This window comes from Planomonospora sp. ID91781, assembly GCF_015711595.1.
GTDB lineage: Bacteria > Actinomycetota > Actinomycetes > Streptosporangiales > Streptosporangiaceae > Planomonospora > Planomonospora parontospora.
On record NZ_JABTEY010000001.1, the window covers coordinates 3,490,112 to 3,516,606 of the forward strand.

Genomic DNA, 26,495 nt, shown 5'->3' on the forward strand with positions numbered 1-26,495 from the left:
CTACTTGCCTCCCAGGGCGCGGAGAAAGAAGGCGACGTTGGCCGGGCGCTCGGCGAGGCGGCGCATGAAGTAGCCGTACCAGTCGTCGCCGTAGGGGATGTAGACGCGGACGGTGTGCCCGGCGCCGGCGAGGGCCTGCTGCTTGTCGGTGCGGATGCCGTAGAGCATCTGGTACTCGTAGTCCCCCCGGGACCGGCCGAAGCGGTCGGCGAGGAGCTCGGTGATCGAGATCAGCCGGTCGTCGTGCGTGGCCACCATGGGATACCCGCCGCCGGCCATGAGGATGCGCAGGCACCGGACGTAGGCCTTGTCGACCTCGGCCTTGTCGCGGTGGGCCACCGAGGCGGGCTCGGCGTAGGCGCCCTTGACCAGGCGGATCCGGGAGCCCTCGTGCGACAGGTCGCGGCAGTCGGCCTCGCTGCGGAACAGGTAGGCCTGGAGCGCCACGCCGGTGCGGGGGAAGTCGTCGCGCAGCGCGCGCAGGACGCCGAGCGTGGAGTCGACCGTGGTGTGGTCCTCCATGTCGAGGGTGACGTCCGCCCCCGCGGCGTGGGCCGCCTCGCAGATGCGCCGGGCGTTCTCCAGGGCGATCTTGTCGCCGTCGGCGCCGAGCGCCTGGCCGACCGCGGAGAGCTTCACCGACACCTCGGCGCGGTCGCCGAGATCCAGTTCGCGCAGCGCGCCGAGCAGGACGGTGTAGGCCTGCGCGGTACCCGCGGCGGCCCCGGAGTCCCGGGTCTCCTCGCCCAGATGGTCGATGGTGACGGTGAGGCCCGCGCCGGTCAGGCGGCGGACGGCCTCGACGGCGTCCTGGGGGGTCTCGCCCGCCACGAAGCGGTCGACGACCTTGCGTGTCAGCGGGACGCCGGAGACGGCACGCCGTACGAGCGGCACCCGTGACCCGGCGAGGAGCAGTGAACCGAGCATGTTCTCCAGCCTAAAACTCCAGCTCAGAACTATCGAATGTGCATCTGCCACGATCGCGGGAGCAGGGTTTGTGCAGATGTACGACAATGGCGGCATGCTCCAGGAGACCGTCGACGAGATCGCCGCCCGCCTCGGCGCCGCCGCCACCCTGGAGGACCGCTCGCTGAAGCTGCTGGCCTACGCCGCGCAGAGCGGCGACATCGACACCGTGCGCCAGGAGTCCATCCTGCGCCGCCGCGCCTCCGACGAGGTCCGGGCCTACTTCGAGGGGTACGGCATCGCCACGGCGCCCGGCCGGGTCCGCATCCCCGCCGACGCCGAGCTCGGCGTGCTGGCCCGGGTCTGCGTCCCGCTCCGGCACGACGGGGTGACCTACGGCTACCTGTGGCTGCTGGACGACGGCACGCTAACCGACGAGCGGCTGGCCTCGGTGGCGGGCCTGGTCGGGCGGGCGGCGGCGGCGCTCGCGCAGGAGGCCCGCCGCCGCCGGGACCTGGGCGCGCACCTGCGGGAGCTGTTCTCGGCCGACGCCGGGGAGCGCGCGCGGGCCCTGCCGCTGCCGGACGCGCTGGACCTGCGCGGCCCGGTGGCGGCGATCGCCGTGCACGGCCCGGCCGACCGGGTCGCCGCACTCTGGACGCTCCCGCGCGACGTGCTCGCCGAACCCGGTCTCCCGGCCGCGGACGGGCCCCTGGTCGGGTTGCTCGCCCCGGCGGCCCACGCGCGGGAGGTGGCCGGGCGGGTCCAGGCCATGTACGGCACCGCCGCCGGGATCGGCGGCGCGCGCGACGAGCCGGGGGAGGCCTGGCTGAGCTGGCGGGAGGCGGTGGGCGCGCTCCGGGCGGCCGTCCGGGTGCCGGGCCTGGCCCCGGTCGCGGACTGGTCCGGCCTGGGGGTCTACCGGGCGCTGCTCCGCCTGGCCCCGGCCGACCTGCGCGAGCTGGCCGGGGAGACCGCCGCGCTGGCGGCCGACCCCGAACTGGCCAGGACGGTGGAGGGCTACCTCGACCGCGCCGGGCACGTCCAGGAGACCGCCGCCGCCCTCGGCGTGCACCGCCAGACGCTCTACTACCGGCTGGGCAAGGCCGAGCGGCTCACCGGGCGCGACCTGGGGGACGGGGAGGCCCGGCTGCTGGTCCACCTCTCCCTCAAGGCCGCCCGGCTCCTGTAGTCCGCGGAGGACCACCGGTCCCGCCCGGGCCGCATGCCCACGCGGGCCGCCGCCGGACGCCGGGCGCCGACGTCCGGGCGCCGGTGCCGGAGGGGTCAGCCGCCGAGGCGGCGCAGCAGGTGCGCGCGGGCCGGGGCGTCCCCGGGGCCGCCGCGCTCGGCGAGCCGGTCGGCGATGTGGCGCCGGTGCGCCTCGTCGGCGTTGCCGCCGTACTTGAACTTGCCCTCGACCTTCCGCACCGTCAGGCGCAGCCCCAGGATGCCGGGCAGCCGCCGCGCGTGCTCGGCCGGGTCGGCCAGGGCGCCCTCCGGCTCCAACCGGGCGAGCTGGGCCCGCAGGATGTCGAGCTTGCCCTCGGGGTCGGTGACGACCTCGGCGTGGCAGACGAGCTGGACGGCGGCGTAGTAGGTGGTCGGCACGCCGAGACGGGGGTCGTCCTCGCCGGGCAGGACCTTCCACGCGCCGGGCACGTAGGCCCAGTCGCCGGCCACGGACAGCAGCACGGCCGGGTTCTCCGCGATCGCCGCCCAGACCGGGTTGGGCCGGGCCAGATGGAGCAGGACCGTGCGGTCGTCGGCGAGCAGGAACTGGGTCGGCACCACGACCGGGACGTCGCGGTCCCGGCCGGAGGCGATGAGGTGGCCGAAACCGCTCGACCGGACGAACTCCAGCGCCTCGTCGGGAGCGGCGGCGTCCCACGGATGGATCATCATGCGGTCAAACGTATACCTATCCAGTCGGATGCATCAAAAAGCCCGGTCCGGGAGCGAACCGCATCCCGGGCCGGGCCGAAGACCGGGCGGAGCCGTCAGGCGGCCGACGGCTGCAGGGTGCGCTCCTCGGCGGGGACGACGTCCCCGTAGACCCGCAGGAGCTCCTGGCTGATCCGCTCCCACGAGTAGCGGGAGCGGACGCGGTCGGCGCCGGCGAAGCCCAGGGCCGTCCGCCGCGTCGGGTCGGCGAGCAGTTCGCGGACGAGCCGGGCGGTCTGCGCGGGACGGTCCGGCGCGACCAGCAGGCCGGTCACCCCGTCCACCACGGAGTCGGTGTGCGCGCCCACCGCGGAGGCGACGACCGGCACGCCGCAGGCCATGGCCTCCAGCGCGACGACGCCCGCCGCGGCCTCGCGGGGCAGCGAGACGACCACGTCGGCGCTGCGCATCAGCTTGGGCACGGCGGCGTGCGCGACCTGCCCGAGCAGGGTGACCCGGTCCTCCACGCCGAGCTCCTTGGCCAGCATCATGGCCCGGTGCGCGTCGGCGTCGTGCTCCAGGTCCGCGGCGGCCGGGCCGCCGGCGACGAGCAGCTCCGCGTCCGGGACGCCCTCCAGGGCCCGGATCGCGGTCAGCACGCCCTTGCCCTCGGAGAGCGGCCCCACGTGCAGCAGACGGGACCGGGTGCCGCGCGGCGCGGCCGGCCCCTGCCGGCGGAACCGCTCGACGTCGATGCCGCAGGGCACCACGGCGATGTTGCGGCGCGGCACGCCCATCCGGATCAGCTCCGACTCCTCGCCCCCGCAGCCGGCGACCACCGCGCCGGCGCGCCGGCTGATCGCCCGCTGCAGCCGCGCCTTCCTGGGGTCGGCGCTCTCGCAGATGAAACCCTGGACGACCGGGATCGACAGGCCGTCCGCGCCCGCGATGGCGGCCAGCCCGGCGGTCCAGGAGCAGGCGTGGACGACGTCCGGGCGGTCCTGGCTCCAGCGGCGGGTCAGCTCGGTGCCGAAGCCGGACAGGTGGCGCAGGACGTCGTCCTCGGACAGGTCCTCGGCGGGCCCGACCGCCAGGTGCTCCATGGTGACGCCGTGGGCCACGCGCACGCGGGCCTTGCCCGAATCGGAGGCCCTGCGGGTGTAGACGGTGACCTTGTGCTCCTTGCCGAGCTCCCGGGCGATGGCGAGCATCTGGGTGCGCTGGGCGGAGAGGTCGGACCAGTCCTGGGTGGCGGACAGGGCGTCGGAGAAGACGAATGCAATATTCACGGCACACCTCTGGGAGGAGACAGGCATGGAAAGCCAAGGATTCCTTCAGGGGTGCCTGCGTCTTAGGCACTCATCTGTATGCGAGAAACCATACCCGGATCGCCGTCGATGGCAAACCTCCGTATTCCCGGCACCGCCGGGGCCCCACGGGGACACCGGGGACGGCGGCGGCATCCCGCTCCGGCGCCCCCGGGCCGGAAGGCGGCCTCCGCGACGCCGTACCCGCGGGAGACCTACGCCACACGCAGCGCGAGGACCACGACCTCGTCCCAGACCCGGCCGCCGGAGAACGCGTGCCGGTCCTCCTCGACGGTCTTGACCACGGTCGCGGGGGACTGCGAGACGCACCGGGCCAGCACGTCGGCCAGCCGCATCTCGCCGTACGCCTCGCCCTCGTCGTTGCGCGAGGCCACCAGGCCGTCGGAGTAGAAGACCAGCATCTGGCCGGCGGTCAGGGTGAGCTCCTCGTCGAAGGTCTCCCCGTCGGGGGAGATGCCCAGCGGCACGCCGCCCCCGGCGGTGAAGCGCACCGTGCCGTCGGGCCGCAGCAGCGCGGCGGGATGGTGCCCCGCGCTGGCCAGCCTGATCCGCCGCCCCTTGACGAACCCGGCCAGCGCCATCACGAACATGCCGCTGTGCTGCACGGCCAGCGCCTGGTTGAGCTTGCGCAGCGCCTGGCCGGGATCGGACTCCCAGACGCTGAGCACGCGCAGCCCGTTGCGGACCATGGCGCTGACCGAGGCGGCCTCCTCGCCCTTGCCCGCCGCCCCGCCGAGCGCGAAGCCCCAGCCGTCCGCGACGGGGAAGACGTCGTAGAACTCGGCGCCCACCGGGCTGGACCCCGCGTGGTAGATCGCCGCGGCCTCGAACCCGGGGATGTCGGGGAGGCTGCGCGGCACGACGCTGGTGCGCAGGGCGTCGGCGGCCTGCGACCGGTTCTGGAAGCTGCGCCGGGCCCGCACCGCGAGCCCGAGGTGCACGCCGATCTCCTGCATCACGCCCAGGTCGGCCAGGGAGAACGGCTCGCGGTCGCGCAGCCGTACCAGGGTGAGGGAGCCCGCCGGGCCGTCCTCGCCGCCGATCGGCACGCACAGCACGGAGGCCCCGCCCATCACCCGCAGCAGCGGCGGCCCGTCGCCGGCGCCCCCCAGCAGGTTCTCGTCCTCCACCATCTCGTGCACCACGCCGGAACCGCCGGTCAGCACGTGGGCGATGAGCGGCGCCCGCAGGGGGTTCAGCCCCTCGACCAGGCGGACCAGGTCGGTCACCGGCCGGTCGGAGGGGCCGAACACGCACGCCCGGCGGGGGTTGCCCTCGCGGACCACGTCGGCGATCACCCAGTCGGCGGTCTCGGCGGCCAGCAGCCGAGAGGCGCGGGTGACGGTCACCGGCTGGCGCAGGCTCTCCTCGTCCAGCAGCAGGCGGGTCATCCGGGACAGCAGCTCCTGGCGGCGCGCGGAGGCCAGGATCAGGGCGGCGTCCGACCGGTCGGCCGGTCCCGGCGGGGCCTCGGCGACCTGCGTCTCCAGCGGCAGGATCACCACCGCGGTCATCGCGTGCGGCTCACCCGGCATCGTCAGCCGCACCAGGGCGAGCTGCACGGTGTGCGCGCGGCCCTGGTGCGCCAGCCGGGTCTGGAACGTCGCGGTCTGGCCGCTCTGCTGCACCGCGGTCAGGTGCGAGCGGAACGCCGCCCGGCGCGAGACGTCGACGAACAGCGGGAACGACCGGCCGATCAGGTAGCCGGCCGGGCTGCCCAGCATCCGCGAGGTCTCCGCGCTGATCCGCCGGACCACCCCCGAGCCGTCCAGCACCGCCACCGGCACCGGGAACGTCTTGAACACCTGGCGCAGCAGCTTGAGCTCCCGCTGCGAGCCGTTCTCCCGCTCACCGGAGCGCCGCGGGGTCCTGCGCAGCTCGCGCAGGGCGGCGTCCAGCAGCTCGCGGGCGGTGTCCAGCTCGGCGAGCGCGGCGTCGAGTGTGGACCGGGGGTCGGCGGGGTAGCTGGACCTGGCCTCACGCAGGGACAGGACCCTCGCGGTCAGCGCGTCGAGCGCCTGCTCCAGGGCGGGAAGGCCAATGGGTTCGGTCAATGCTCGTCCTCGTCCAGGGCCGGAGTGGGAGGTGTCCCGCTGTAGACGGTACGCCACCCCGCGGGTCTCATCGGTGCACGGTCAGGTAGTGGTTAAGTTATCGAAACTCCGGAAGGGATCTCATCACATGGACATGATGACCCCCGTTCTCGCCCGAGATCTCGCCGCCCTCGGCAGGGTGAGCGAGGAGACCTCCAGCGAGAGCGTGCTGTGCGGGCTGACCGCCACCCTCGCGGGCGGCGTGCCCGGCTGCGCGGGCGGGTCCGCCGAGCTCTGGCGGGAGGAGCGGCTGGTGGTCTCGGCCTCGCACAGCGAGCTCGTCGTGCTCGTCGACAGCGAGAGCGGGCTGGGCCGGGGGCCCTGCGCGGAGGCGCGCTCCACCGGCCGCCACGTGATCGTGCAGGACGTCCTGCGGGAGACCCGCTGGCCCGACTACACGGCGATGGCGGTCCGCTGCGGGGTCCGCTCCGTCCTGGCGATGCCGATCACCGTCGAGCGCGCGGTCCTGGTCCTCGGCCTGTACGGCGTGCGCCCCGGCGTCTTCGCCACCCGGAACGTGACCCCGCTGGCCGAGATGCTGGCCGAGCAGGTGACCGTGGCCCTGGCCAACATGTGGGACTACGACGAGGTCCGGACCGACGCGGCGCAGATGCAGGAGGCGCTGGCCGGGCGCGCCGTCATCGACCAGGCCAAGGGCATCATCATGAAGTCCAGCGGCTGCTCCGCCGAGGAGGCCTTCGACGAGCTGCGCCGGGTCTCCCAGCACCACCAGGTGAAGGTCGCCGACCTGGCCAGGCTCCTGGTCGACGAGCACCAGCGCAGCCGGGGCGGCCGGTCGGTCCGGCCGGACCAGGTGCTCTGAGGGCCGCTCCGCTCCGGGACGCGGTCGGGGACGGACTCCCGGAGGCCGGGGCCGGCCGGGGAACGGGCAGGGAACGGGCGGCCCCTGCGGTCAGGACCGCTCGAACGCCGCCAGCGCGTCGTCGAGCGTGTCGTAGAGCGGCAGCCGCTGGGCCAGGCCGGTGATCCACATCACCTTGGTCTTGGCGTACTCCACCCCGATCAGGGCGAACCGTCCGCCGGCCTGGGTGCTGACCTGCCACTGGTGCACGATGAGGCCCAGGGCGCGCGAGTCCATGAAGGTGACGCCGCCGAGGTCCAGGACCATGTCGATGCCGTGCTCGGCGGCCTCCGCGGCGAGGTAGTCGGCGAACTGGTCCCTGGTCGTGGCGTCGAGCAGGCCCGTCACCCGGATCACGTTCACTCCGCTCACGGTCGCCGACGCCAGGGCCAGGGCTGATCCATCACCGTTGTTCGACACCGTCACCCAGACCCTCCTCGCGGTTCGCATAGCAACCTTACTGTTACCTGGCGGGGAGTAATACTCCCGGAATCTGGGGAATACTCGAGACGAGGTCCAGCAGAGGGCCTCGCCTCGAAACGTGGTCGAGGCGATGCCGTCTGCCCGGATACTGCTCCGCTGGCTTCGGCGCCGCCCGACAGTCATATCAGGGAGCAGCAATGTCTGTTCAGGCACTCGAACTCAACGACATGACCGCCGAGGACCTTCTGGCGGAGATGGTCTCGCCTGAAATCTCTGAATACCGCGCAGAGCGACTGCGTGAGCGCATCGTCGAGATGCACCGCCCGCTGGCGATGGAGATCGCCCGCCGCTACCGCTACCGGGGCGAGCCCCTCGAGGACCTCCTCCAGGCCGCGTACGTCGGCCTGATGAAGGCCATCAACGGCTTCGACCCGACCCTGGGCCACCCCTTCCGGGGATACGCCGTCGTCACGATGACCGGCGAGGTCAAGCGGCACTTCCGCGACCGCACCTGGGCCATCCGCGTGCCCCGCGTCTACCAGGAGCGGCGGGCGGAGCTGAACCGCCTGGTCTCCGACCTGAGCCAGGAGTTCGGCCGCGCCCCGACCGTCGCCGAGCTCGCCGAGAAGATGAAGATCAGCGAAGAGGACGTGCTGCTCACCCTCGACGCCTCCGCCGCCTACAGCGCGCTCTCCCTCGACGCGCCGCTCGGGGCGGACGACGACACGGCCGCCCTGGGGGACGTCATCCCCGACGAGGACGACGCGCTGTCGGTGCTGGTGGACCGGGAGGCGGTCAAGCCCCTGATCGACAAGCTGCCGCCGCGGGAGAAGAACATCCTGCTCCTGCGCTTCTTCGGGAACCTCACCCAGGCCGAGATCGCGGCGGAGTTCGGCATCTCCCAGATGCACGTCTCCCGGATTCTGCGTAAGGTGCTGGACCAGTTGCGCGCCGAACTTCTCGCCGAAGCCTGAATATGACCCTGGTTGCGGGGCAGCTCAGTCGGCGGGAGCCTAGGTGGCATAGAGTGCGTTCCGATGAGTCCCGGGCACTCACGGTGCTGGTGCCACGGGGCGGGGGAGGCGGTTCACGGGTGAACGAGGACGGTGCTCGTCCGGCTCGCTTTCAGGCGGCCGACGACCGGCTTCGGCCTTCCTTCGAGGGCGCGCCGCCCCTCGGTGAGACGGCTTCCGCGGACGGGTCCCCACCCGCCGGAGGCGGCCCGGCGCGGATGGCCCGGGCCGAACTCGCCTTCTGCCTGCCGGACCTGCCGCAGGTGCGCGAGTTCGCCACCGTGCACGCCCTGCGCAGCGGGATGGCGGAGGAACGCCTGCCCGACTTCCTGGTGGCGGTGAACGAGGTCGCCACCAACGCCGTCACCCACGGGCACGCCAGCGCCAAGGCGCTGCTGCGGATGTGGGCCGAGGACGGGACCCTCGTCGTGGAGGTCCACGACGAGGGCCGGTGGGTCCCCGAGACGACCCCCGGGACCACCCCTCCCGGCCCCTTCGCCACCAGCGGCATGGGGCTGTGGGTGGCCCGGATGGTCAGCTCCGACATCGACTTCCGGACCGGCCCGAACGGGACGGCCGTCACGATGTCCTTCACGATCTGAGGCCGCCTTTCCGGGTAGGGGCCGGACATGAGTCACATTCCCCGCATTCTGATCGTCGGTGGCGGTTACGTCGGCATGTACACCGCCCTGCGCCTGCAGCGCAGGCTCCGCCGCGGCGAGGCCCGCGTCACCGTCGTCGACGCCGACTCCTACATGACCTACCAGCCCTTCCTGCCGGAGGCGGCGGCCGGGAACATCGAGCCCCGGCACGTCGTCGTCCCGCTCCGCCGGGTCCTGCACAGATGCGAGATCGTCAACGGCTGGGCGGTCGGCGTCGACCTGCAGGCCCGGACCCTGGAGGTCCACCCGCACCAGGGGCCGCCGCGCACCCTCCCCTACGACATCCTCGTCTTCGCGCCCGGCTCGGTCTCGCGCCTGCTGCCCATCCCGGGCGTGGCCGAGTGCGGCATCGGCTTCAAGACCGTCGAGGAGGCCATCCACCTGCGCAACCACGTCCTGGCCCAGCTCGACCTGGCGGCCTCCACCGAGGACGAGGAGATCCGCTCCCGGGCGCTGACCTTCGTGTTCGTCGGCGGCGGCTACGCCGGCGTCGAAGCGCTGGCCGAGCTGGAGGACATGGCGCGGGACGCCTGCCGCTACTTCCCGTCCGTCGACCCCGGCGACATGCGCTGGATCCTGGTCGAGGCCACCGGCCGCATCCTGCCCGAGGTCGGCCCCGACATGGGCCGGTGGACGCTGGAGCAGCTCCGCGCGCGCGGCATCGACGTCCGGCTGAACACCCGCATCGAGTCGGCCGAAGGGGGCCGCGTCGTCCTCGACGACGGCGGGGAGTTCGACTCCGCCACGCTCGTGTGGACCGCCGGGGTCAAGCCCCACCCGCTCGTGCGGGCCAGCGGCCTCCCCCTGGACGACCGGGGCAGGGTCAGGGCCACCGCCGAGCTGACGGTCGAGGGGCATCCCGCCGTCTTCACCGCCGGAGACTGCGCCGCCGTGCCGGACCTGACCAAGCCCGGGCAGACGTGCGCGCCCAACGCCCAGCACGCCGTACGGCAGGCCCGGACGCTGGCGGACAACGTGGTGGCCGCTCTGCGCGGCACGGACCGGAAGGCCTACCGGCACGCCTACGCGGGATCGGTCGCCAGCCTGGGCCTGCACCGGGGCGTGGCCCAGATCTACGGCCGCAAGCTGCGGGGCTTCCCCGCCTGGTTCATGCACCGGACCTACCACCTGTCACGGGTGCCGACCTTCAACCGGAAGGTGCGGGTACTGATCGACTGGACGCTCGCCCTGTTCTTCCGCCGGGAGATCACCTCGCTCGGCGCGCTGTCCGATCCCCGCAAGGAGTTCGAGTTCGCGGCCCGCCCGGAGTCCCGTTTCCCGGAGCGGGCGGAGCACCCGTCGCAGGAAGGGCGGCCGGGACCGCGGGCCGCGGAGGAGCGGTCCGGCTCCCCGGTTCCGGAAGCGCGGTCCGGCTCCCCGTCCCCGGCCGAGCGCCGGTGAGAACCGTGAGCACCGCCCTCCCGTTCCCGTCTTCCGGCCTGTCCTCGTCCCGGCTCCCGCCGGGGCGCCCTCACCTCCTGCGCCGCCAGCCTCCGCCGCGCCAGCCGGCGGTGCCGACGCCGGCCTGGTGCAGGGCGAGCAGCAGGAGTCCGAGCAGGATGAAGGTCGTGCCGGTGATGCCGGCCCCGAGCCTGGCGCCGATCAGATCGAGCAGCAGGCCGAGACCGAACACGATGGCGGCGGCGATCGCGAGCATGGGTCACCTCTTCCGGGACGACATGGGGGACGCGGGCGACGGAGCGGGCGCGCCGCCGGACGCGGTGGACGGAGCCGACAGCTCCAGCAACTGCTCCAGCACCGACCGGTAGTCGCGCAGGGCCGTACGGAGCAGCTCGGTGTCGGCCTGCTCGGCGTTCTTCCAGCGGCTCCGCAGATCGGAGGCCCGGGCCTCCAGCGCGGAGCGGATCGCGGCCGTCACCTCGTCCAGGAGCGAGTCGGCGCGCTCCACGGCCCTGCGCGGGTCGTCCACGAAGCCCACCTGGACCTCCTGCCAGCGCCGCCGTACGTCCTCGGGGTCCTCGTCGAGGAGCGAGAGGCGGGCGGAGGACCGCGGCGCGGAGGGCCCGGGGACGGGGGTGCTCTCGTGGAGCGGGCCGTCGGAGGCCGTCCGGTCTCCGGCCGCGCCGTCCGGGACCGCGGCGTACTCGGCGCCGCTGTGGGCCGGATCCGGGTTCGCGGTGTGCGCGCCGCCGGACGCCGCGGAACCGGCGGCCACGACGCGGTCGGCGTCGGTGGCGGGCGGCTCGGCGTCCGGCAGGTCACCGGGCCGGCCGGCGGGCGCGTCGTCGTGGGCCGCGCCGTGGCCGGAGGGTCCGTGGGTCGCGCCGTCCCCGGAGGCGTGGGCCGTACCGGTTCCGGAGGGCACCGCGTCGGCGCGCGGGGGAGGCACCAGGGGGCCCGTGTCGCTGAGCCCGTCGTCGTGGCGGTTTCCGCGGCCGTCGTCGCGCGGGTGCACCAGACGGTCGGCGACGCGTTCGGAGGTGCGGCGGTCCGAGTCTCGGTCGGGTCGGTCGTTCATACGGTTCACCGTCCTCAGGGGGATTGGGGGTCTGCGATCCTCAGTCGGTCCGCGTGTCCTCGCGGGCCTGCCCGGAGCCCGCCTCCGCGTGCCGGGGGGAGTGGTCGCGGGAGGGGCGCTCCCCGAGGGAGCCTTCCCGCGGGGAGCCGTTCCGCGGAGAGCCGCTCCGGGGGGCGTTCCGGGGGGAGCCGTCGTCCGCGCCGCGGGACCCGGGGGCCTCCAGCAGCTCCTCGAACAGGGCCCGGTAGTGCACCATGGCCTGCCGGAGCTCCTCGGTGGAGGCCGCCTGGCGGACGGCGCGGCCGCTGATCTCGTGGGCCTTGCGGTAGTGGTCGAGGGTGCGGCCGTGGGCCACCGACAGGTCGGCGATCCGCTGCTCGAAGTCCTCGGTCGGATAGCCCCGGTCGGCCATCACCGAGGTCACCAACTGGTCGGCCTCGGTGACCGAGAAACCGGGAGCGTCCACGAAGCGCTCCTGGACCTCGGTCCACTTCTTGGCGTAGGCCTGGCGCGCCTCGGGGCTGAGCGGGCGGATGTCCAGGGAGTCGAAACGCTGCTCGCGGGCGAGGAGCTCCTGCTCGGCCTCGCGCCGGTTCTCGCGCTCGCGCACGGTCCGGTCGTACTCGGGGCCGAACCGGTCGCGGAGCCGGTGCCGGCGTCGTTGCCGCAGTACGGCGTAGCCGACTGCGACGATCGCCACCACCGCGACCACGACGGCGGCCACCCAGACGAGGGTATCGGCGGACATGTGGGCCTCCGGTCGGTTGTGTCAGCGGTTGCTTTCGTGCGCTGCCCCGAGGGGCCGCCTCGAAACCGCCGACGAGACCGGGGGATCAGGGCCCGGGGCGACCGTCGGGCAGGGCCCCGCGGGCCTCGGCGAGGACCGTCCCGACGAGCGACTCCCCGAAGGCGGCGGCCGGGACCTCCCGGAAACCGAGCTCCGGGTCGTAGTCGACGTCCAGCCCCGCGGCGACCAGCCGGTCCGCCCAGCGCAGGGCCGTGTTGAGCTTCTCCGGAGGGATCGTGCGGCCCTGGGCGACCGACGACAGGTTGCGCAGGTTCGTCGCCGGGCCGGACTGGGTGTGCGCGCGGTTCAGCTTCCACGGGATCGCGCGGGAGTGGTCGAGCATCGGCTTCGACAGCCCCGCGGCCCGCTTGGCCTGCAGGATGCCGGACTCGCTCACCCCGAACCGCGCGGCCAGCTCCGCGTTCGACACCCCCTGCCCAGCCAGCCGCCGCAGCTCCTCGTGGTCGATCAGCGCCCTGCGCCCCACACGCCCCGCCCTTCAGTCGATCACTTCGCCCGGCGAACGCCTCGGCGTGCACATGTCCACTCGATCTGCGCTAAGGTTATGACGTCCGCCCGAGAGGGGCGGCCCGCAAGGGCCGAACGGACAAACCGGGACGTAGCGCAGCTTGGTAGCGCACTTGACTGGGGGTCAAGGGGTCGCAGGTTCAAATCCTGTCGTCCCGACCACGCTTAGGCTGGTCGGCAAGGGTGTCACCCGCAAGGGAGACACCCTTTCTGCATTCCGGGTGACCGTCCCGGTGACCACCGCTCCGTTCAAGTGAAGATCGGTCCCACAGCCTCGGCGTCACCGGGCGTCACCGGGCGTCACCGGGCGGATCCGCCTGCGGTGGACCGCCTCCGTGCCGGCCGTCGCACTGCGGCCGACGAGCGCCGGAACCTCATCCGTACACCCGGCGAGATCGGCAGACGGCACGACGGACCTCGATGCCGAGCCTCTCCGGCTCACAGCCGGCGCAGCACCTGCATGGCGTCCTTCTCGATGCGCGAGAGATCGTGCAGGATGACGCCGGCCTGCTCCAGGCATCCGGCGTCGCCGCTCTCCCCGGCCTTCGCGATCAGTGCGGACACCTCCGTCCACAGGACGGCGGCCTCGGCGTACAGCCGGTGACCGGTGCGGAGGCCGTCGTCGTCGATCAGCCGGGTGCACTCGGCGAGGAAGTCGCGGTAGAGGACGCGGAACAGGGCGCCTCCGGTGCCTCCATGTTCCATGAGGAGGGCGGCCTGCGGCAGGTCCCGCTGCGGGTCGCCGGCCCGCAGCAGCCATCCGGGCACCTGCCTGCCGGCCTTCTCGATGCCGCGGTGGCCCAGGTTCGCGATGGGAGCGGCGAGGAAGGCCTCGGCGCAGGCTCTGACGGCGGGGATGATCCGCTCCTGCCAGGAGAGCGGGTGAGCCGGCAGGCCGATGGTGAAGGACCGGTTCCTGGCGGTCATCGGGCCCCGCTCGGCCCGCGCCGCGGCGAGGCTCGCCCGGCTGGTGCGCACCGCTCCGCCCTGCTGGCCGGTGTCGACGAGGTGGACGTCGTGCTCGTCGTAGCCGTACATGGCGACGACGTGACCGCCGAAGTGCACCTTGGAGCGGAAGTAGTCCAGATGGTGGCAGTCGAGCTGGAGGCCGACCGGCCGGCCGGCGTCGACGGGGGCGGCCGCGTTCTCCCACGCCTTGCGCGGCGAGGAGGTCTCCCGGACCGTCAGCGTCAGCCCCAGCCTGGCGGCCAGGTTCCTGGTGAGCTCGAAGGGCTTGACGCGGCCTCCGAGAAAGGGGAACGCCATGCCCCTGCCGTCCCAGTAGACGAAGGACAGGCCCGAGCCCAGCCCGAACAGCATGGGCTCGGACAGGTCGAGCCCCTCGTGCCGCAGCAGCACTCCCAGCGCCGTCGTCTCGCAGTGGTGCGTGCCACGGGCCTCGACGCCCTTCACGATGGTCATGTGTCCCTCTCATGCCTGCGCGGAGAACGGTCCGCCGTCCTCGGCGCGTGATCGACCGCTGGGAGCAGCATGAGGCCTCCCACGGAGGGAGAGTCCAGCCGCGCGACGGGGCGGCGGCTCCGGGAGCCGGCCCGGACGGGGAGGGCCGTCGGCGACGGCGCCGGCGGGTCCGGCGTTCGCCTGCGCCCGGCCACCGGCATGTCATATGCTCGTCGAGCGCGGGGGAACCCCTGTCGGTCCGGGTGGTGTCGGGTCGCCGTTCCGCCAGGAGTCCCGTCGTCTTCGTACGGCATCGCGCCGGGCGGGCCCGCCCGGCGCGATGGATCAGTCGATGGATCAGCCGACCGGTCCCAGCAGGACGGGGAGCTCCCGGTAGTCGTTGCCGATGAAGGACGGCTGCGGAGACAGTGACGTGCGCTCACCCGCCAGGCGCAGGCGGGGGAAGCGCTCGAACAGGGCGGGCAGGGCGACGCGGGCTTCCAGCCGGGCCAGCGGAGCGCCCAGGCAGTAGTGGATGCCGTAGCCGAACGCCAGGTGCTGGCGGTCGGTCCGGTCGATGTCGAACCGGTCCGGTTCGGGGTTGGCCTCCGGGTCGCGGCCGTGCGCGCCGAACGCGATCAGGAGCAGGTCGCCCGCGCGCAGGGTGACGCCCTCGCCGAGATCGATGTCGGCGGTGGCGTACCTCAGGGGCAGGTGCATGATCGGCGGATGCTTGCGGAGCGTCTCCTCGACGACGTCGTCCCAGCGGGCCGGGTCGCCGAGCGCGACGGACAGCTGGCCGGGATGGGAGAGCAGCTCGACGACCGCGTGGTCGATCAGCGCGACCGCGGTCTCCGACCCCGCTCCGATCATCAGGATCAGGGTGCTGATCAGTTCGGCCTCGCTGAGCCGGTCGCCGTCCTCCTGCTGCGCCGCGAGCAGGAGGCTGGTCATGTCGTTGCCGGGAGCGGCGCGTTTGGCCGTGATGAGGGCGTGCATGGCGGCGAACAGATCGTCGCGGGTACGGCCGGCCTGCTCGGGGGAGGCGCTGGTGTCCAGGATGGCGTCGATGACCCGGAGCATGCCGGGGCGCTGGTCGTCCGGGACGCCGAACAGGTCGCAGATCACCCGGGTGGGCACCGGGTAGGAGAAGGCGGTGCGCAGGTCGACCGGCCGGTCCGGCGCGTCGGTCCGCAGCTTCTCCAGGGCGTCGAGCAGACCGGTGACGATCGTTTCGACGGCGGGGCGCATGGCGTCGATCCGGCGGGCCGTGAACGCCCGGGCGACCAGGTCCTTGAGCCGCTTGTGGTCGGCGCCGTCCGAGGTGAACATGCTGACCACGTCGACCCAGGCGGTCAGCCAGGGGTGGGCCCCGGGCCGGTAGCCGGGCCAGCTCGCCCGCGCGTCCTTGGAGACGTGCGGGTGGACCAGGAGCCGCTTGGCGACGTCGCCCCTGCTGACGGACCAGGCGACGAGGCCGCCGGGCATCTCGACGCGTACGGCGGGCCCGCCGGCGCGCAGGTGCTCGGCCTGCTCGTACAGGAGCCGGCCGGTCGTGTCGAGCACGGCCGGGGTGCCGGCGGGGGTGCCGGTGCTGGTGGTCATGTGGAACCTCCGGGGGGTGAGGCGGTGAGGGCGTCGGCCGGTTGCGGACGGAAACGAACGCCCAGGGCGGCGGGGCACTGGTGGAAGGGACCGTGCCGGTTGGGGACGCCGACGTCGGTGAGCTCCAGGTCCCAGAGCCGGTCGAGGAGCGTCTCGATGGCGGTCTGGGCGATGACGGCGGCATGGCTGTCGGCCGGGCAGCGGTGCGGACCGGCCGACCAGGCCAGGTGGGAGCGGTTGTCGTGGCCGAGGCCCGGCGGCAGCTGCGGGTCGGTGCCGGTGGCGGCGTGACTGATGAGGATGGGCACGCCGGGCGGGATGGGGACGCCGTGCAGCATCGTGGCGCGCCGGGCGAAGTGCACGGCGAAGTTGGCCATCGGCGAGCGGGTCCACAGCACCTGCTCCATGGCGCGGCGTACGGTGACCGCGCCGCCGGTCAGGTCGCCGGCGTAGGCGTCGTCCTCCAGCAGCAGCCGCAGGCCGGAGGCGATCCAGGCGGCCGTGGGGATGACGCCGGCGCCGACGAAGCAGAACAGCTGCTGGAGGATCTCCTCGGAGGCGAGCCCGGCGGGGTGGGCGAGCATCCAGGAGGTGAAGTCCCGCCCCGGCGCGGTCTTCTTCATCTCGATGAGCTCGGCCAGGCACCGGGCGAAATCGGCCGCGGCCTGCATCGCCTCCGGGCCGGCGCTGATCAGGCCCTGGGAGCCGGCGACCATGCGGCCGACCATCGGGGCGGGACAGCCGAGGATGTCGGTGAAGACCAGCAGCGGTATCGTGTCGGCGAACTCGGTCATCAGGTCGGCCCGGCCGGCCGGGGCGAAGCGGGAGATGAGCCCGAGCGAGTGGCGCTGGGTGCTCTCCCGGAGTTCGTGCAGGTCGATGCGGGCCGCGCAGTCCTCGATCGCTCCCCGGAGCCGTTCGTGCTCCCGGCCGTCGGCGTAGAGCAGGTTCGGCCGGTAGGCCATGATCGCCAGGACCGGGCTGTCGGGGGGGACCTGCCCGCTGTGCAGCGCGGCCCAGGAGCGGCTGTCCTTGCTGTAGGTGGCGGTGTCGTTGAGCAGCGTGACCGCGGCGCGGTGGCTGGTGACGACCAGCGCGTACACGGCGGGGGCGATCTCGGCCCACGCTACGGGGCCGTGCGCGCGCAGGGCGGCGTAGGCGTCCTGCGGCCGGGCGGCGAAGTCCTCGCCGAACAGCTGGGGGATGGGGGCCGGGTGCTGGGTCATCGGGCGGGCTCCGGGCGGGGACGGCTGAGGATGTCGGTGACGAGGGAGATCAGCCCCTGCTTGGCCGAGTCGCGCGTGCGGGCGTCCAGCCACACCAGAGGCCTGTCGTCGGCCATGGTGAGCGCGTCGCGCAGGGCGGCGTCGTCGTAGCGGGGTGCGCCGTCGAAGTGGTTGACGGCGACGGTGTACGGCAGGCGGGCGGACTCCAGCAGGTCGATCGAGTCGAAACTCTCGTCGATCCGCCGCGTGTCGACCAGGACCAGTCCGCCCAGGGCGCCTTCCATCAGCGAGTGGACCATGCGGTGGAAGCGCGGCTGGCCGGGGGCCCCGAAGAGGTAGAGCACGATGTCGTCGGCCAGGGTGACCCGGCCGAAGTCCATGGCGACGGTGGTGGTGACCTTGCCCCGCAGGCCGCCGAGGTCGTCGACGAGTTCCCCCGCGCGGGTCATCCGCTCCTCGGTGCGCATCGGCCGGATCTCCGAGACGGTCCCCACGAAGGTGGTCTTGCCGACCGCGAACGGGCCGAGGACGAGCACCTTCACCGAACGGGCCCGGTCCGGGACGTAACGGCGGTCAGAGCTGCTGGAGTCCATGCAGAACCCTTCTCAGGAAGTCCTCGTCGTGCTGGTCGGCGGTGGCGGTGAAGGGCGCGCGGGCGACCAGGTGCCCGCTGTCCACCAGACCGGAGACGATCACCTTGGTGACCGCGCCGGGAAGCCGGAGGTGGTGCGCCACCTCCGAGACCGACAGCACCCCGGGCAGGCACAGGTCCATCACCCGGCGGGCCTGCGCCTGCAGGCCCGCCAGCGGCGGCTTGGCGTCGGCGATGAGCAGGGTGGCCTCGTCCAGGCTGGTCCGTGACGGGGTGGCGCGGCCGCCGGTGGCGGTGTAGGAGCGCACCACGCCGTTCCTCCGGTGCCCGCGCGGGCTCATGCGCCGCCGCTTCGCTCGCGGGCCGCCAGCACCGGGCGCAGCCCGGCGATCATCTTCAGGGTGGCGGTGATGGCGAGCGCGACCTCCTGGCTCATCGAGCCGCCGCGTACCGCCACGCCGAGACCGGTGCGCTCGCCGGCGGCGAACAGCAGGACGGTGAAGTCCTTCAGGTCGCTGACCACGTGCCGCATGGGCAGCGGGGATCCGCGGTCGGGCAGGCCGCAGAACGCGGTGAAGTCCCCCTGCAGCGACTTGACCCCGCACAGGGCGGCCGCCGCACGGTCGGCGTCGTCCCTGGCCAGGCCGTCGGAGGCGGCCAGCACCAGCCCGTCGGTGCTGAACAGCAGGGCGTTGACGACGCCGGGCTCCTCGGTCAGCCTGTTCAGGACCCAGGCCATGTCGGTGGAGTCGGCGGTGTGCTGGTCGCTCATGTCCGGGAACGTCCTCCAGGGTCGGTGTCGCTGTCGCCGTAGCCTTCGCTGAGCGCACGGCGCATCTGCTCGAAGCCCTCGGCCAGTGCGGCGGGATCGCCGCTGTCGGTGAGGGCCTCCTGGCTCGGGAGCGAGGGCCGGGGCGCCGCCCCGGGGTCTCTGGGCTGTCGCTTGGGCAGCCCCAGCGCGGTCGTGAGCGGCACGGCCGCCTCGGCGGGGCCGGTGGGTTCGGTGAGCTCGGCGGCCACCGGCCCGGCCTGCCCGGAGGAGGCCTCGGCGGCGGGAGGGTCCGGGGGCGCGCCGCCGGGCAGGCCGGGAGCGTCGGAGCCCCCGGCGGGCGGTACGGCGGGGGCCTCCCGGGAGGCGGTACGGGTCCCGGCCTGCGCGGCGGACCGGCTCATGAGGCCGTCGGGCACCACGAGCACGGCCTTGACGCCGCCGCCGGCCGAGGGGGCGCTCACGTCGACGCGGAACCCGTAGTCGTGGGTGAGCCGCCCGATGACGGCGAACCCGAGCTTGCGCTCGTCCTCCAGGGTGGTGACGTCGAAGACCGCGCGGTGCGAGAGCAGCCGCTCGGCGGCGGTCCGCTGGAAGTGGTTCATGCCCAGGCCGGTGTCCTCCACCACGATGCGGTAGCCGGCCTGCACCCGCTGCACGTAGACGCTCACCGGGTCGCTGGAGTAGTCGGTCGCGTTGGCCAGCAGCTCGGTCAGGGCGACGACGATCGGCTCGACCACCCGGCCCTCGACGAACAGCTCGCCGACCTCCGGCAGGTAGGTGTGGTCGACGCGGTCGTAGGGGCCGATGCGGCCGCGGGCGCTCTCCACGATCTCGCGGAAGGTGCAGTCGGCCCGCTGCGTCCCCGGCCACGAACCGGTCAGGATGCGCAGGCGCTGGACCGTGTGCAGGCTCCGGGTCGCGACGTGGTCGATGTCGATGAGGCTCTGGTGGTAGGCGCTCGCGGCCGGGTGCCTGTCCAGCTCCTCGTCGATCTTGATCTGCAGCCGGGTCAGGAAGGCCTGCGCCTCGTCGGCCATGCCGCGGACACCGGCGCGGGCCGCCCGGCCGACGCCGGCCCGGGCGTTCTGCAGCGCCTCGCGCACCAGGTCCTCGACCGCCTGGTGGAGCTCCTCGAACGGCGTGCCCTTCAGCAGGGGGTGCAGGAGGCCGGGAACGACCACGTCCGAGCCGGAGCGGGTCTCGGCGTCCAGCAGCGCCGGGAGCCGCTGACCCACCAGGTGCCGGGTCTCCTCCAGCGCGGTCTGGTACCACTCGGCGTTGACGGTGATCTGCCGGCGCAGCTCCTCGGTGTCCTGAGCGAAGAGCAGCTGCGCCTTCTCCAGGTCCCGTGCCGCCTCGATCCTGGCCTTGACCACCTCGTCCTCGGCGGCGTGCCGTGCCCGGACGGCGGCGTTCCTGCCCCGGGTCCGCACGGCCAGGGCCCCGCAGGCGGCGGCCAGCCCGCCGCTCAGCAGCACCTCCGCCACGACGTGTTCGATCATGAGAGTCCTTGAGCTGGGGGGCAGGGCGCGTGCCGGAGTCGGGGCCTGCCGGAGGGCGGGGCCGAATCCCCGGTCGCGGGGCGACGCGCGACAGCGGATGCCCCCGAACCGATTCGACCAGTGGCCTTGTCAATTCCGAACGCGACTCGATAATGGAATCGACGATAAACGCTAGCACGCTGTCATGTGATTCTCCACCGCTTGTCATATGTCTCGACCGGCCGTATGCGCTCTTGCTCGGAGTGCCATTCCGTGTGCGCCGACGGCGGCGCGTCATGTGCGGTCGCGGGGCGGGCGCCGGTTTTGCGCATGGTCCGACCGCGACCGCTCAGTGTGTGATTGCGCCACCCCTGTGTGATTGTTTCACCACTGTGTGAAGAAGTGCCTGATCAGGAGAGTGGAGAAGGGATTCACGGCCACCCGGGCGGATACCGGTGAGGTGTTCCTCCGGCGCCATGCGAGAAATATTCACTTTTCCAGGGTGTGCCGGAGTCCGTTTTGGCCGTCGGGTGCGCTGAATGGCGGTGGATGGGTTCGGACGCGTCCACCGCCGTGTTCCGACCGCTTCTCGCTGAATCGACGGCTGCTTTTCCCGGGAAACCCTCGTGGCGCGGGCGACTCCCGGGACGGGAAACACCGGAGAGGGAACGGTGCTTCCGGGGATCCGCGGGACGGCGGGCCCGGAGGAGACGACGCGCCCGCCGGCGGTGGAGGCGCGGGGCCCCACCCGGCGGTTCCAAGTCCGCTGCCTCTGGATCCCAAGTCGTCCGCAATCGTCCCCAAGTCTCCCGCAATGCCGGGCTGGCAACGTGACAGAAGACGCAAGAAGGAACGAAAGATACACAAGGGGATCAGATGAACTCGTTCGATGACGGCCGCTCCGGCTCCGAGCCGATCGCCGTGGTCGGCATGGCCTGCCGGCTGCCCGGCGCCCGCTCGCCGCGAGAGCTGTGGGACCTGCTCCGCCGGGGGGAGAACGCGATCTCCGAGATCCCCGCCGACCGCTTCCCGGTCGAGGAGGTCTTCCACCCCGCGCCCGGAACGCCCGGCAAGCTGTCGTCCCGCTACGGCGGGTTCGTCACGGGCATCGACGAGTTCGACGCGGAGTTCTTCGGCATCTCTCCGCGCGAGGCCGCCGCCATGGACCCGCAGCACCGCCTGGCGATGGAGACGGCCTGGGAGGCGTTCGAGGACGCCGGTCTGACCCTGGAGCAGATGCCCGGCCTGACCGGGTCGGTGTTCATGGGAGTGATCACCAGCGACTACTGGGACCGGCAGTCCGGGGTCGTCGACGAACTGGACGTGCACACGGTCGCGGGCAGCACCCGCGGCGGCAACGCCGGCCGCATCTCCTACGCGCTGAACCTGACGGGCATGAGCGTGGCGCTCGACGCGGCCTGCTCCTCCTCCCTGGTCGCCGTCAAGCTGGCCGTGGAGTCGCTGCGCGCCGGCTCGTGCGACCTGGCCTTCGCCGGGGGAGTGAACGCCATCCTCACCCCCGACCACGCGATCGGGTTCTCCCAGGGGTCGATGATGGCCCCCGACGGGCAGTGCAAGACCTTCGACGCCCGCGCCGACGGCTACGTCCGCAGCGAGGGCGTGGGCATCGTCGTGCTGAAGACCCTCTCCCGGGCGCTGGCCGACGGCGACCGCATCCACGCGCTGATCCGCGGCGGCGCCGCGAGCAACGACGGGCACGGCGAGAGCTTCATGGCGCCGCAGGCCGCCGGCCAGGCGGCGGGGCTGGAGGCGGCCTACCGCGACGCCGGGGTGGACCCGCTCAGCGTCGCCTACGTGGAGGCCCACGGGACCGGGACCAGTGCGGGCGACCCCGTCGAGATCGCCGCGCTGGACGCGGTCCTCGGCCGCGGCCGTCCGGCCGACCGGCCGCTCCTGGTGGGCTCGGTGAAGACCAACCTCGGCCACACCGAGGGCGCGGCCGGCGTCACCGGCCTGATCAAGGCCGTGCTCTGCGTCAAGTACGGCCGGCTGCCCGCGAGCCTCAACTTCTCCACCCCCAGCCCCGCGATCCCGTGGGACCGGACGGCCGTGCGGGTCTGCGACCGGGACCAGGCGTGGCCGGAGCAGGACGGCCCCCGGCGGGCAGGGGTGAGCAGCTTCGGCATCACCGGGACCAACGTGCACATCGTGGTGGAGGAGCCGCCCGCCCCGCGGTCGGAGGACGGGGACGGGGAGCCTGGAGAGACCTCCGGCCGCGGCGACCGGCCGGTGCTGCTGCCGGTCTCCGCGCGCACCCCGAAGGCGCTGGCCGAGCTCGCGGGACGCTACCGGGACCTGCTCGTCTCGGCGGAGACGCCGCTGCACCGGGTGGCCGCCGCCGCGGGCGTACGGCGCAGCCACCACGACTTCCGGCTCGCGGTGGTCGCGGGCACCCGCGAGGAGGCCGCCGCGCGGCTGGACGCCTTCGCGCGGGGCGACCGGCCCGACGGGACCTGCAGCGGAGAGGCCGAGGAGTCCGAGCGGGGGCACCGGACCGCGTGGGTCTTCCCCGGCCAGGGGGCGCAGTGGGCCGGGATGGGCCGCGACCTGCTCGCCGCCGAACCGGTCTTCGCCGCGGCGGTCGCCGAGTGCGAGCAGGCCATGCGCCCCTACACCGACTGGTCGCTGACCGGTGAGCTCACCGCGGGCCCGGAGGAGTCGCGGCTCGCGCGGATCGACGTCGCCCAGCCGGTGATCTTCGCGGTCCAGGTGGCGCTCGCCCGCCTCTGGCGCTCCTGGGGGTTCGAGCCCGACGCGGTGGTCGGGCACTCGATGGGCGAGGTCGCCGCGGCGCACGTCGCGGGGATCCTGAGCCTCGACGACGCGGCGCGGATCATCTGCGGCCGCAGCCGGATCATCCGCACGATCAGCGGGCGCGGGGCGATGGCCGCCGTCGAGCTGACGGCCGGACGCGCCGGGGAACTGGCGGCGGCCGGCGGCGGCCGGTTGGCGCTGGCGGTGCACAACGCCCCGGCCTCGTGCGTGCTCGCCGGGGACCCGGAGGCGATCGACGCCGTCCTGCGCGACCTGGAGGCCGAGGGCGTCTTCGGGCGGCGGGTGCAGGTGGACATCGCCTCGCACAGCCCGCAGATGGACCCGCTGCGCGGGCCGCTGCTGGAGCTCCTGGCGCCGCTGCGCCCGCAGGACGGCACCGTGCCGATGTGGTCCACGGTCACCGGGCGCTTCCAGCGGGGCGCGGAGATGGGCGCGGAGTACTGGGCCGACAACCTGCGCCTGCCCGTGCTGTTCGCCGACGCCGTGCAGGGCCTGGCCGAGGCCGGGTTCGACACCTTCGTCGAGTTCAGCCCCAACCCCCTGCTGACCCGCGCGGTCCAGCAGAACCTGCGCCACACCGGCGCCGCCGGGACGGCCGTCACCGTCCTGACCCGTGAGACGCCCGGCCCGGCCGCCGTGCGCGAGGCGGTGGCGGAGCTGTACGCCGCCGGCCGCGCGGTGGACTTCGGCCGGATGCAGCCGTACGGCTCGCACCGCGGCGCGCAGGCCGGGCGGGCCCGGGTCGAACTGCCCGCCTACCCCTGGCAGCACGAGCGGTACTGGAGGACGCCGGGCCGGGCGGAGAAGGGCCGGACGGCCTCCGCGTACGGCACCGGCCACCCCGTCGCCGGTGAGGCGCTGCGCCTGGCCCCCGGCGACCGGCTCGCGTGGGACTTCGACCTCGACCTCGACCGCCTGCCGTACCTCCTCGACCACCGGGTGCACGAGATGCCGGTCCTGCCCGGCGCGGCCTACCACGAGCTGGCGCTGGCCTGCGGCCTGGAGGCGTATGCGGGCGGACCCTTCCAGGTGGAGGAGCTGACGATGGAGCGTGCCCTGTTCCTGACCCCCGGAACGCCCCAGCGCGTCCAGGCCGCCCTGGACGGGGCGGACGGGGACGGGGGCCGCCGCTGGACGCTCTACACCGCCGAGCCGGCCCCCGCCGGAGCGCCGGACGAATGGGCGCGGGCCGCCACCGCGCTGCTCCGCCCCCTCGCGGCGGACGAGGGCGGGCCGGAGGGCATCGACGTCTCCGACCTGTCCGCCTACCCCGGGCGGCTCGACGTGGCCGGGCACTACGCCGCCTCGCGGCGCCGCGGCATCGAGCAGTCCGGGGCCTTCCAGGGCGTCGCGGCGCTCCACCGGGGCGACGGGGCCGTGCTCGCGGAGCTGACCGTGCACGAGGGCGTCGCCGCGGGATCGGAGCGCTACCTGCTCCACCCGGCGCTGCTGGACTCGGCGCTCCAGCCGCTGATGACGCTGCTCGACACCGCCGGCGCCGAGCAGGACACCTACCTGCCGGTGCGCACCGGGGTGTGCCGGTTCCACGCCCGGCCGGAGGCGGGCCGCCGCCTGTTCTCCCGCGCGGTGCGCACCTCGCCGGAGGGGGAGCGGGACCTGGTCGAGGGCGACGTCCTGGTCACCGACGACGCGGGCCGCCCGCTCGTCTCCGTGACCGGGTTCCGGCTCAGGAGGCTGGCGTCCGACCTGCCGGAGGTCGTCGAGCGGAAGGCGCGCAGGCTGCTGTACGGCACGCACTGGCAGGAGCTGGAGGCGCCGGCGGCCCCCGCGCCGGAGACGGGCGGCGGGCCGGGGGACTGGCTGGTCGTAGGCGACTCCCCGGCGGGAGAGCGGCTGTGCGCCCTGCTCGCCGAGCACGGCGGGCGGGCGGTGCTGGTCCGGCCGGGCGACGGCTACCGGTGGATCGACGCCGGAAACCGGGTGCTGGACCCCGGCTCGGAGGACGACTGGAGGAGGCTGGTCAAGGAGCAGACCGAGGCCGGGGCCTGGCCGCCCCGGGCCGTCGTCCACCTGTCCGCCCCCGGGACCGCCGGGCCCACCGGAACGGCGGCCGTCCAGGCGGCCGGCGCGGTGGCCGGGGCCGAGGCCGTGGACGGCTGCTTCGGCGTGCTGAACCTGGTCAAGACGCTCGCCGCCGACGGCGCGCAGCCCGCGCCCCGGCTCTGGCTGGTCACCTCCGCCGCGCAGGCGCCGGAGGGGACCGAGGACGTCGACCCCGGCCAGACGGCCGTCTGGGGACTCGGCCGGGTCGTCCCCTACGAGCACCCGGAGCTGCGCTGCTCCCTGGTCGACCTGCCCGCCGCCCCGGGCGAGGCCGTGCTCCGCGCCCTGCGCGACGAGATCCTGACCGGCGGGCAGGAGACCGAGCTCGTGCTGCGGACCGGGAGCCGCCGGGCCGCCCGCCTCCGGCACCGGCCGCTCCCGGCCGCGCAGCCGGTCCCGGTGAGCTCCGGCGCGACCTACCTGATCGCCGGCGGGTTCGGCGGGGTGGGGCTGCTCACCGCCGAGTGGCTCGCCGCGCACGGCGCCCACCACCTCGTCCTGGTGGGCCGGAGCGGCGCCCCCGCCGAGGCGCGGGACCGGATCGCCGCGCTGACCGCCGCCGGGGTGGAGGTGTTCGAGGCCGCGGCCGACATCACCCGCCGCGAGGACCTGGCCGGGCTCCTGGACGGGATCGCCCGGCGCATGCCGCCCCTGCGCGGCGTGGTCGACTCCGCGGTCGTCCTCGACGACGGGACGCTGGCCCAGCTCGACCGCGCCAGGTTCTTCGCGCCGATGCCGCCCAAGGTCGCCGGGGCGTGGTACCTGCACGAGCTCACCCGGGACCTGCCGCTGGACTTCTTCCTGCTCTACTCCTCGGCGGCCTCGCTGATCGGCTCACCGGGCCAGGGCAACTACTCCACGGCCAACGCCTACCTCGACGGCCTCGCCCAGCACCGGCGGGCGCGGGGGCTGCCGGCCCTCAGCGTCAACTGGGGCCAGTGGGCCGCCACCGGGCAGGTCGCCAAGGCGGACAAGGACCTGCGCCTGGCCGAGCGAGGCTTCGACGGGTTCGCCCCCGAGGACGCGCTGGCGATCCTCGGGCGCCTGCTCGCCGACCCGCCGGTCCAGGCGGGCGTCATGTCCTTCGACCCCGCCCGGTGGACGCACTACTTCCCGGCCCTGCGCTCGGCCTCCCTGCTGCGGGAGCTCGTGCAGGAGGGCCCGGTGGACGGGGCGGCGGCGCCCGCCCTCACCCGGGAGGCGCTCGCCGGGTGCGCGCCGGAGGAGGCCGGCCGGCTCGTCGTCGACTACCTGTGCGCGCAGGTCGCCGCGGTCGTCCAGCTCCCCAGGGAGAAGGTCGACGGGGCCCAGCGCCTGCACCGGCTGGGCTTCGACTCCCTGATGGCGGTCCAGCTGCGCAACCGCGTCGCGCTCGACCTGGAGGTGAGCCTGCCGGTCGCGGTGCTGCTGCAGCGCCGGTCGATCGCCGACCTCGGCGCGCTGCTCCTCACCCGGATCGGGGACCCGGACGCCTCCGGCGACGGCCGGGGCTGACCCTCCCGCGCCCCCGACGGCCGGGCCCGGCCCGGCGGACGCCGCGAAGGCGTCCGCCGGGCCGGGGACCACGGCGATCCCCGGGTGCGCTCCGCCGGG

The 26,495-nt window shown here is 73.9% G+C and carries 22 protein-coding genes and 1 tRNA gene; 7 read left to right on the forward strand and 16 right to left on the reverse strand.

Annotated features, from left to right (window positions below):
* The gene (locus HS048_RS15840) at window positions 1-927 is read right to left on the reverse strand and encodes a proline dehydrogenase family protein (protein ID WP_068894038.1); all 927 of its coding nucleotides are present in this window, start codon (window positions 925-927) and stop codon (window positions 1-3) included.
* A 76-nt stretch (window positions 928-1,003) separates the two neighbouring features.
* Between HS048_RS15840 and HS048_RS15845 the strand changes: the two genes are divergently transcribed.
* Complete coding sequence (locus HS048_RS15845; protein ID WP_068894415.1) at window positions 1,004-2,098, forward strand: CdaR family transcriptional regulator; 1,095 nt, start codon at window positions 1,004-1,006, stop codon at window positions 2,096-2,098.
* A 95-nt stretch (window positions 2,099-2,193) separates the two neighbouring features.
* Here HS048_RS15845 and HS048_RS15850 read toward each other — a convergent pair whose 3' ends face one another.
* The 3 genes from HS048_RS15850 to HS048_RS15860 form a co-directional block, all read right to left on the reverse strand.
* Entirely contained in the window at window positions 2,194-2,811 is a 618-nt protein-coding gene (locus tag HS048_RS15850; protein WP_068894037.1) for an FMN-binding negative transcriptional regulator, read from the reverse strand.
* A gap of 95 nt (window positions 2,812-2,906) precedes the next feature.
* Window positions 2,907-4,079 carry a glycosyltransferase gene (locus HS048_RS15855; RefSeq protein WP_239321024.1) on the reverse strand — a complete coding sequence of 391 codons (1,173 nt, stop codon included), beginning with the start codon at window positions 4,077-4,079 and terminating at the stop codon, window positions 2,907-2,909.
* Between the two features lie 233 nt (window positions 4,080-4,312).
* Window positions 4,313-6,172 (reverse strand): SpoIIE family protein phosphatase, encoded by a 1,860-nt coding sequence (locus HS048_RS15860; protein ID WP_068894035.1) that lies wholly within the window; start codon window positions 6,170-6,172, stop codon window positions 4,313-4,315.
* A 127-nt stretch (window positions 6,173-6,299) separates the two neighbouring features.
* Here HS048_RS15860 and HS048_RS15865 point away from each other — a divergent pair, with 127 nt between their 5' ends.
* On the forward strand, window positions 6,300-7,034 hold the full coding sequence (locus tag HS048_RS15865) for a GAF and ANTAR domain-containing protein (protein ID WP_068894034.1): 735 nt from the start codon (window positions 6,300-6,302) through the stop codon (window positions 7,032-7,034).
* A gap of 90 nt (window positions 7,035-7,124) precedes the next feature.
* Here the strand turns inward: HS048_RS15865 and HS048_RS15870 are convergent, their stop codons facing one another.
* Entirely contained in the window at window positions 7,125-7,499 is a 375-nt protein-coding gene (locus HS048_RS15870) for an anti-sigma factor antagonist (RefSeq protein ID WP_084007907.1), read from the reverse strand.
* 194 nt (window positions 7,500-7,693) lie between these two features.
* On the opposite strand from HS048_RS15870, the gene HS048_RS15875 reads away from it, so the two are divergent.
* From HS048_RS15875 to HS048_RS15885, 3 genes are all read left to right on the forward strand, one after another.
* On the forward strand, window positions 7,694-8,470 hold the full coding sequence (locus HS048_RS15875) for a SigB/SigF/SigG family RNA polymerase sigma factor (RefSeq protein ID WP_068894032.1): 777 nt from the start codon (window positions 7,694-7,696) through the stop codon (window positions 8,468-8,470).
* 257 nt (window positions 8,471-8,727) lie between these two features.
* The gene (locus HS048_RS15880; protein WP_230880841.1) at window positions 8,728-9,111 is read left to right on the forward strand and encodes an ATP-binding protein; all 384 of its coding nucleotides are present in this window, start codon (window positions 8,728-8,730) and stop codon (window positions 9,109-9,111) included.
* 27 nt (window positions 9,112-9,138) lie between these two features.
* On the forward strand, window positions 9,139-10,572 hold the full coding sequence (locus HS048_RS15885; protein ID WP_196467326.1) for an NAD(P)/FAD-dependent oxidoreductase: 1,434 nt from the start codon (window positions 9,139-9,141) through the stop codon (window positions 10,570-10,572).
* A 70-nt stretch (window positions 10,573-10,642) separates the two neighbouring features.
* Here the strand turns inward: HS048_RS15885 and HS048_RS15890 are convergent, their stop codons facing one another.
* The 4 genes from HS048_RS15890 to HS048_RS15905 all read right to left on the reverse strand — a co-directional run bounded on the left by HS048_RS15890 (window position 10,643) and on the right by HS048_RS15905 (window position 12,924).
* Window positions 10,643-10,828, reverse strand: a complete 186-nt coding sequence (locus tag HS048_RS15890; protein ID WP_068894029.1) for a hypothetical protein — start codon at window positions 10,826-10,828, stop codon at window positions 10,643-10,645.
* Window positions 10,829-10,831: 3 nt separating this feature from the next.
* Entirely contained in the window at window positions 10,832-11,650 is an 819-nt protein-coding gene (locus HS048_RS15895; protein ID WP_196467327.1) for a hypothetical protein, read from the reverse strand.
* A gap of 40 nt (window positions 11,651-11,690) precedes the next feature.
* Complete coding sequence (locus tag HS048_RS15900) at window positions 11,691-12,398, reverse strand: hypothetical protein (protein ID WP_230880842.1); 708 nt, start codon at window positions 12,396-12,398, stop codon at window positions 11,691-11,693.
* An 85-nt stretch (window positions 12,399-12,483) separates the two neighbouring features.
* On the reverse strand, window positions 12,484-12,924 hold the full coding sequence (locus HS048_RS15905; protein WP_196467328.1) for a hypothetical protein: 441 nt from the start codon (window positions 12,922-12,924) through the stop codon (window positions 12,484-12,486).
* A 126-nt stretch (window positions 12,925-13,050) separates the two neighbouring features.
* Here HS048_RS15905 and HS048_RS15910 point away from each other — a divergent pair.
* A tRNA-Pro gene (locus HS048_RS15910) sits at window positions 13,051-13,127 on the forward strand.
* Between the two features lie 276 nt (window positions 13,128-13,403).
* Here the strand turns inward: HS048_RS15910 and HS048_RS15915 are convergent.
* The 7 genes from HS048_RS15915 to HS048_RS15945 all read right to left on the reverse strand — a co-directional run bounded on the left by HS048_RS15915 (window position 13,404) and on the right by HS048_RS15945 (window position 20,063).
* The gene (locus HS048_RS15915) at window positions 13,404-14,387 is read right to left on the reverse strand and encodes a BtrH N-terminal domain-containing protein (protein WP_196467329.1); all 984 of its coding nucleotides are present in this window, start codon (window positions 14,385-14,387) and stop codon (window positions 13,404-13,406) included.
* Window positions 14,388-14,723: 336 nt separating this feature from the next.
* On the reverse strand, window positions 14,724-15,971 hold the full coding sequence (locus HS048_RS15920) for a cytochrome P450 (protein WP_196467330.1): 1,248 nt from the start codon (window positions 15,969-15,971) through the stop codon (window positions 14,724-14,726).
* Entirely contained in the window at window positions 15,968-17,197 is a 1,230-nt protein-coding gene (locus HS048_RS15925; RefSeq protein WP_196467331.1) for a cytochrome P450, read from the reverse strand. The genes HS048_RS15920 and HS048_RS15925 overlap by 4 nt, the downstream gene beginning before the upstream one ends.
* Window positions 17,194-17,790 (reverse strand): ATP/GTP-binding protein, encoded by a 597-nt coding sequence (locus tag HS048_RS15930; protein ID WP_068894023.1) that lies wholly within the window; start codon window positions 17,788-17,790, stop codon window positions 17,194-17,196. The genes HS048_RS15925 and HS048_RS15930 overlap by 4 nt, the downstream gene beginning before the upstream one ends.
* Window positions 17,771-18,097 (reverse strand): DUF742 domain-containing protein, encoded by a 327-nt coding sequence (locus HS048_RS15935; protein WP_196467332.1) that lies wholly within the window; start codon window positions 18,095-18,097, stop codon window positions 17,771-17,773. Before HS048_RS15935 ends, HS048_RS15930 begins: the two co-directional genes overlap by 20 nt.
* A 29-nt stretch (window positions 18,098-18,126) precedes the next feature.
* A complete protein-coding gene (locus tag HS048_RS15940) occupies window positions 18,127-18,561 on the reverse strand; it encodes a roadblock/LC7 domain-containing protein (protein ID WP_068894021.1) in 435 nt (144 codons plus the stop codon).
* Window positions 18,558-20,063: an ATP-binding protein gene (locus HS048_RS15945; RefSeq protein ID WP_196467333.1), complete on the reverse strand. Its 1,506-nt coding sequence runs from the start codon at window positions 20,061-20,063 to the stop codon at window positions 18,558-18,560. Before HS048_RS15945 ends, HS048_RS15940 begins: the two co-directional genes overlap by 4 nt.
* 855 nt (window positions 20,064-20,918) lie before the next feature.
* Here HS048_RS15945 and HS048_RS15950 point away from each other — a divergent pair.
* Window positions 20,919-26,396, forward strand: coding sequence for a type I polyketide synthase (locus HS048_RS15950; protein ID WP_196467334.1), 5,478 nt, complete (start codon window positions 20,919-20,921; stop codon window positions 26,394-26,396).
* Window positions 26,397-26,495: the final 99 nt, after the last annotated feature.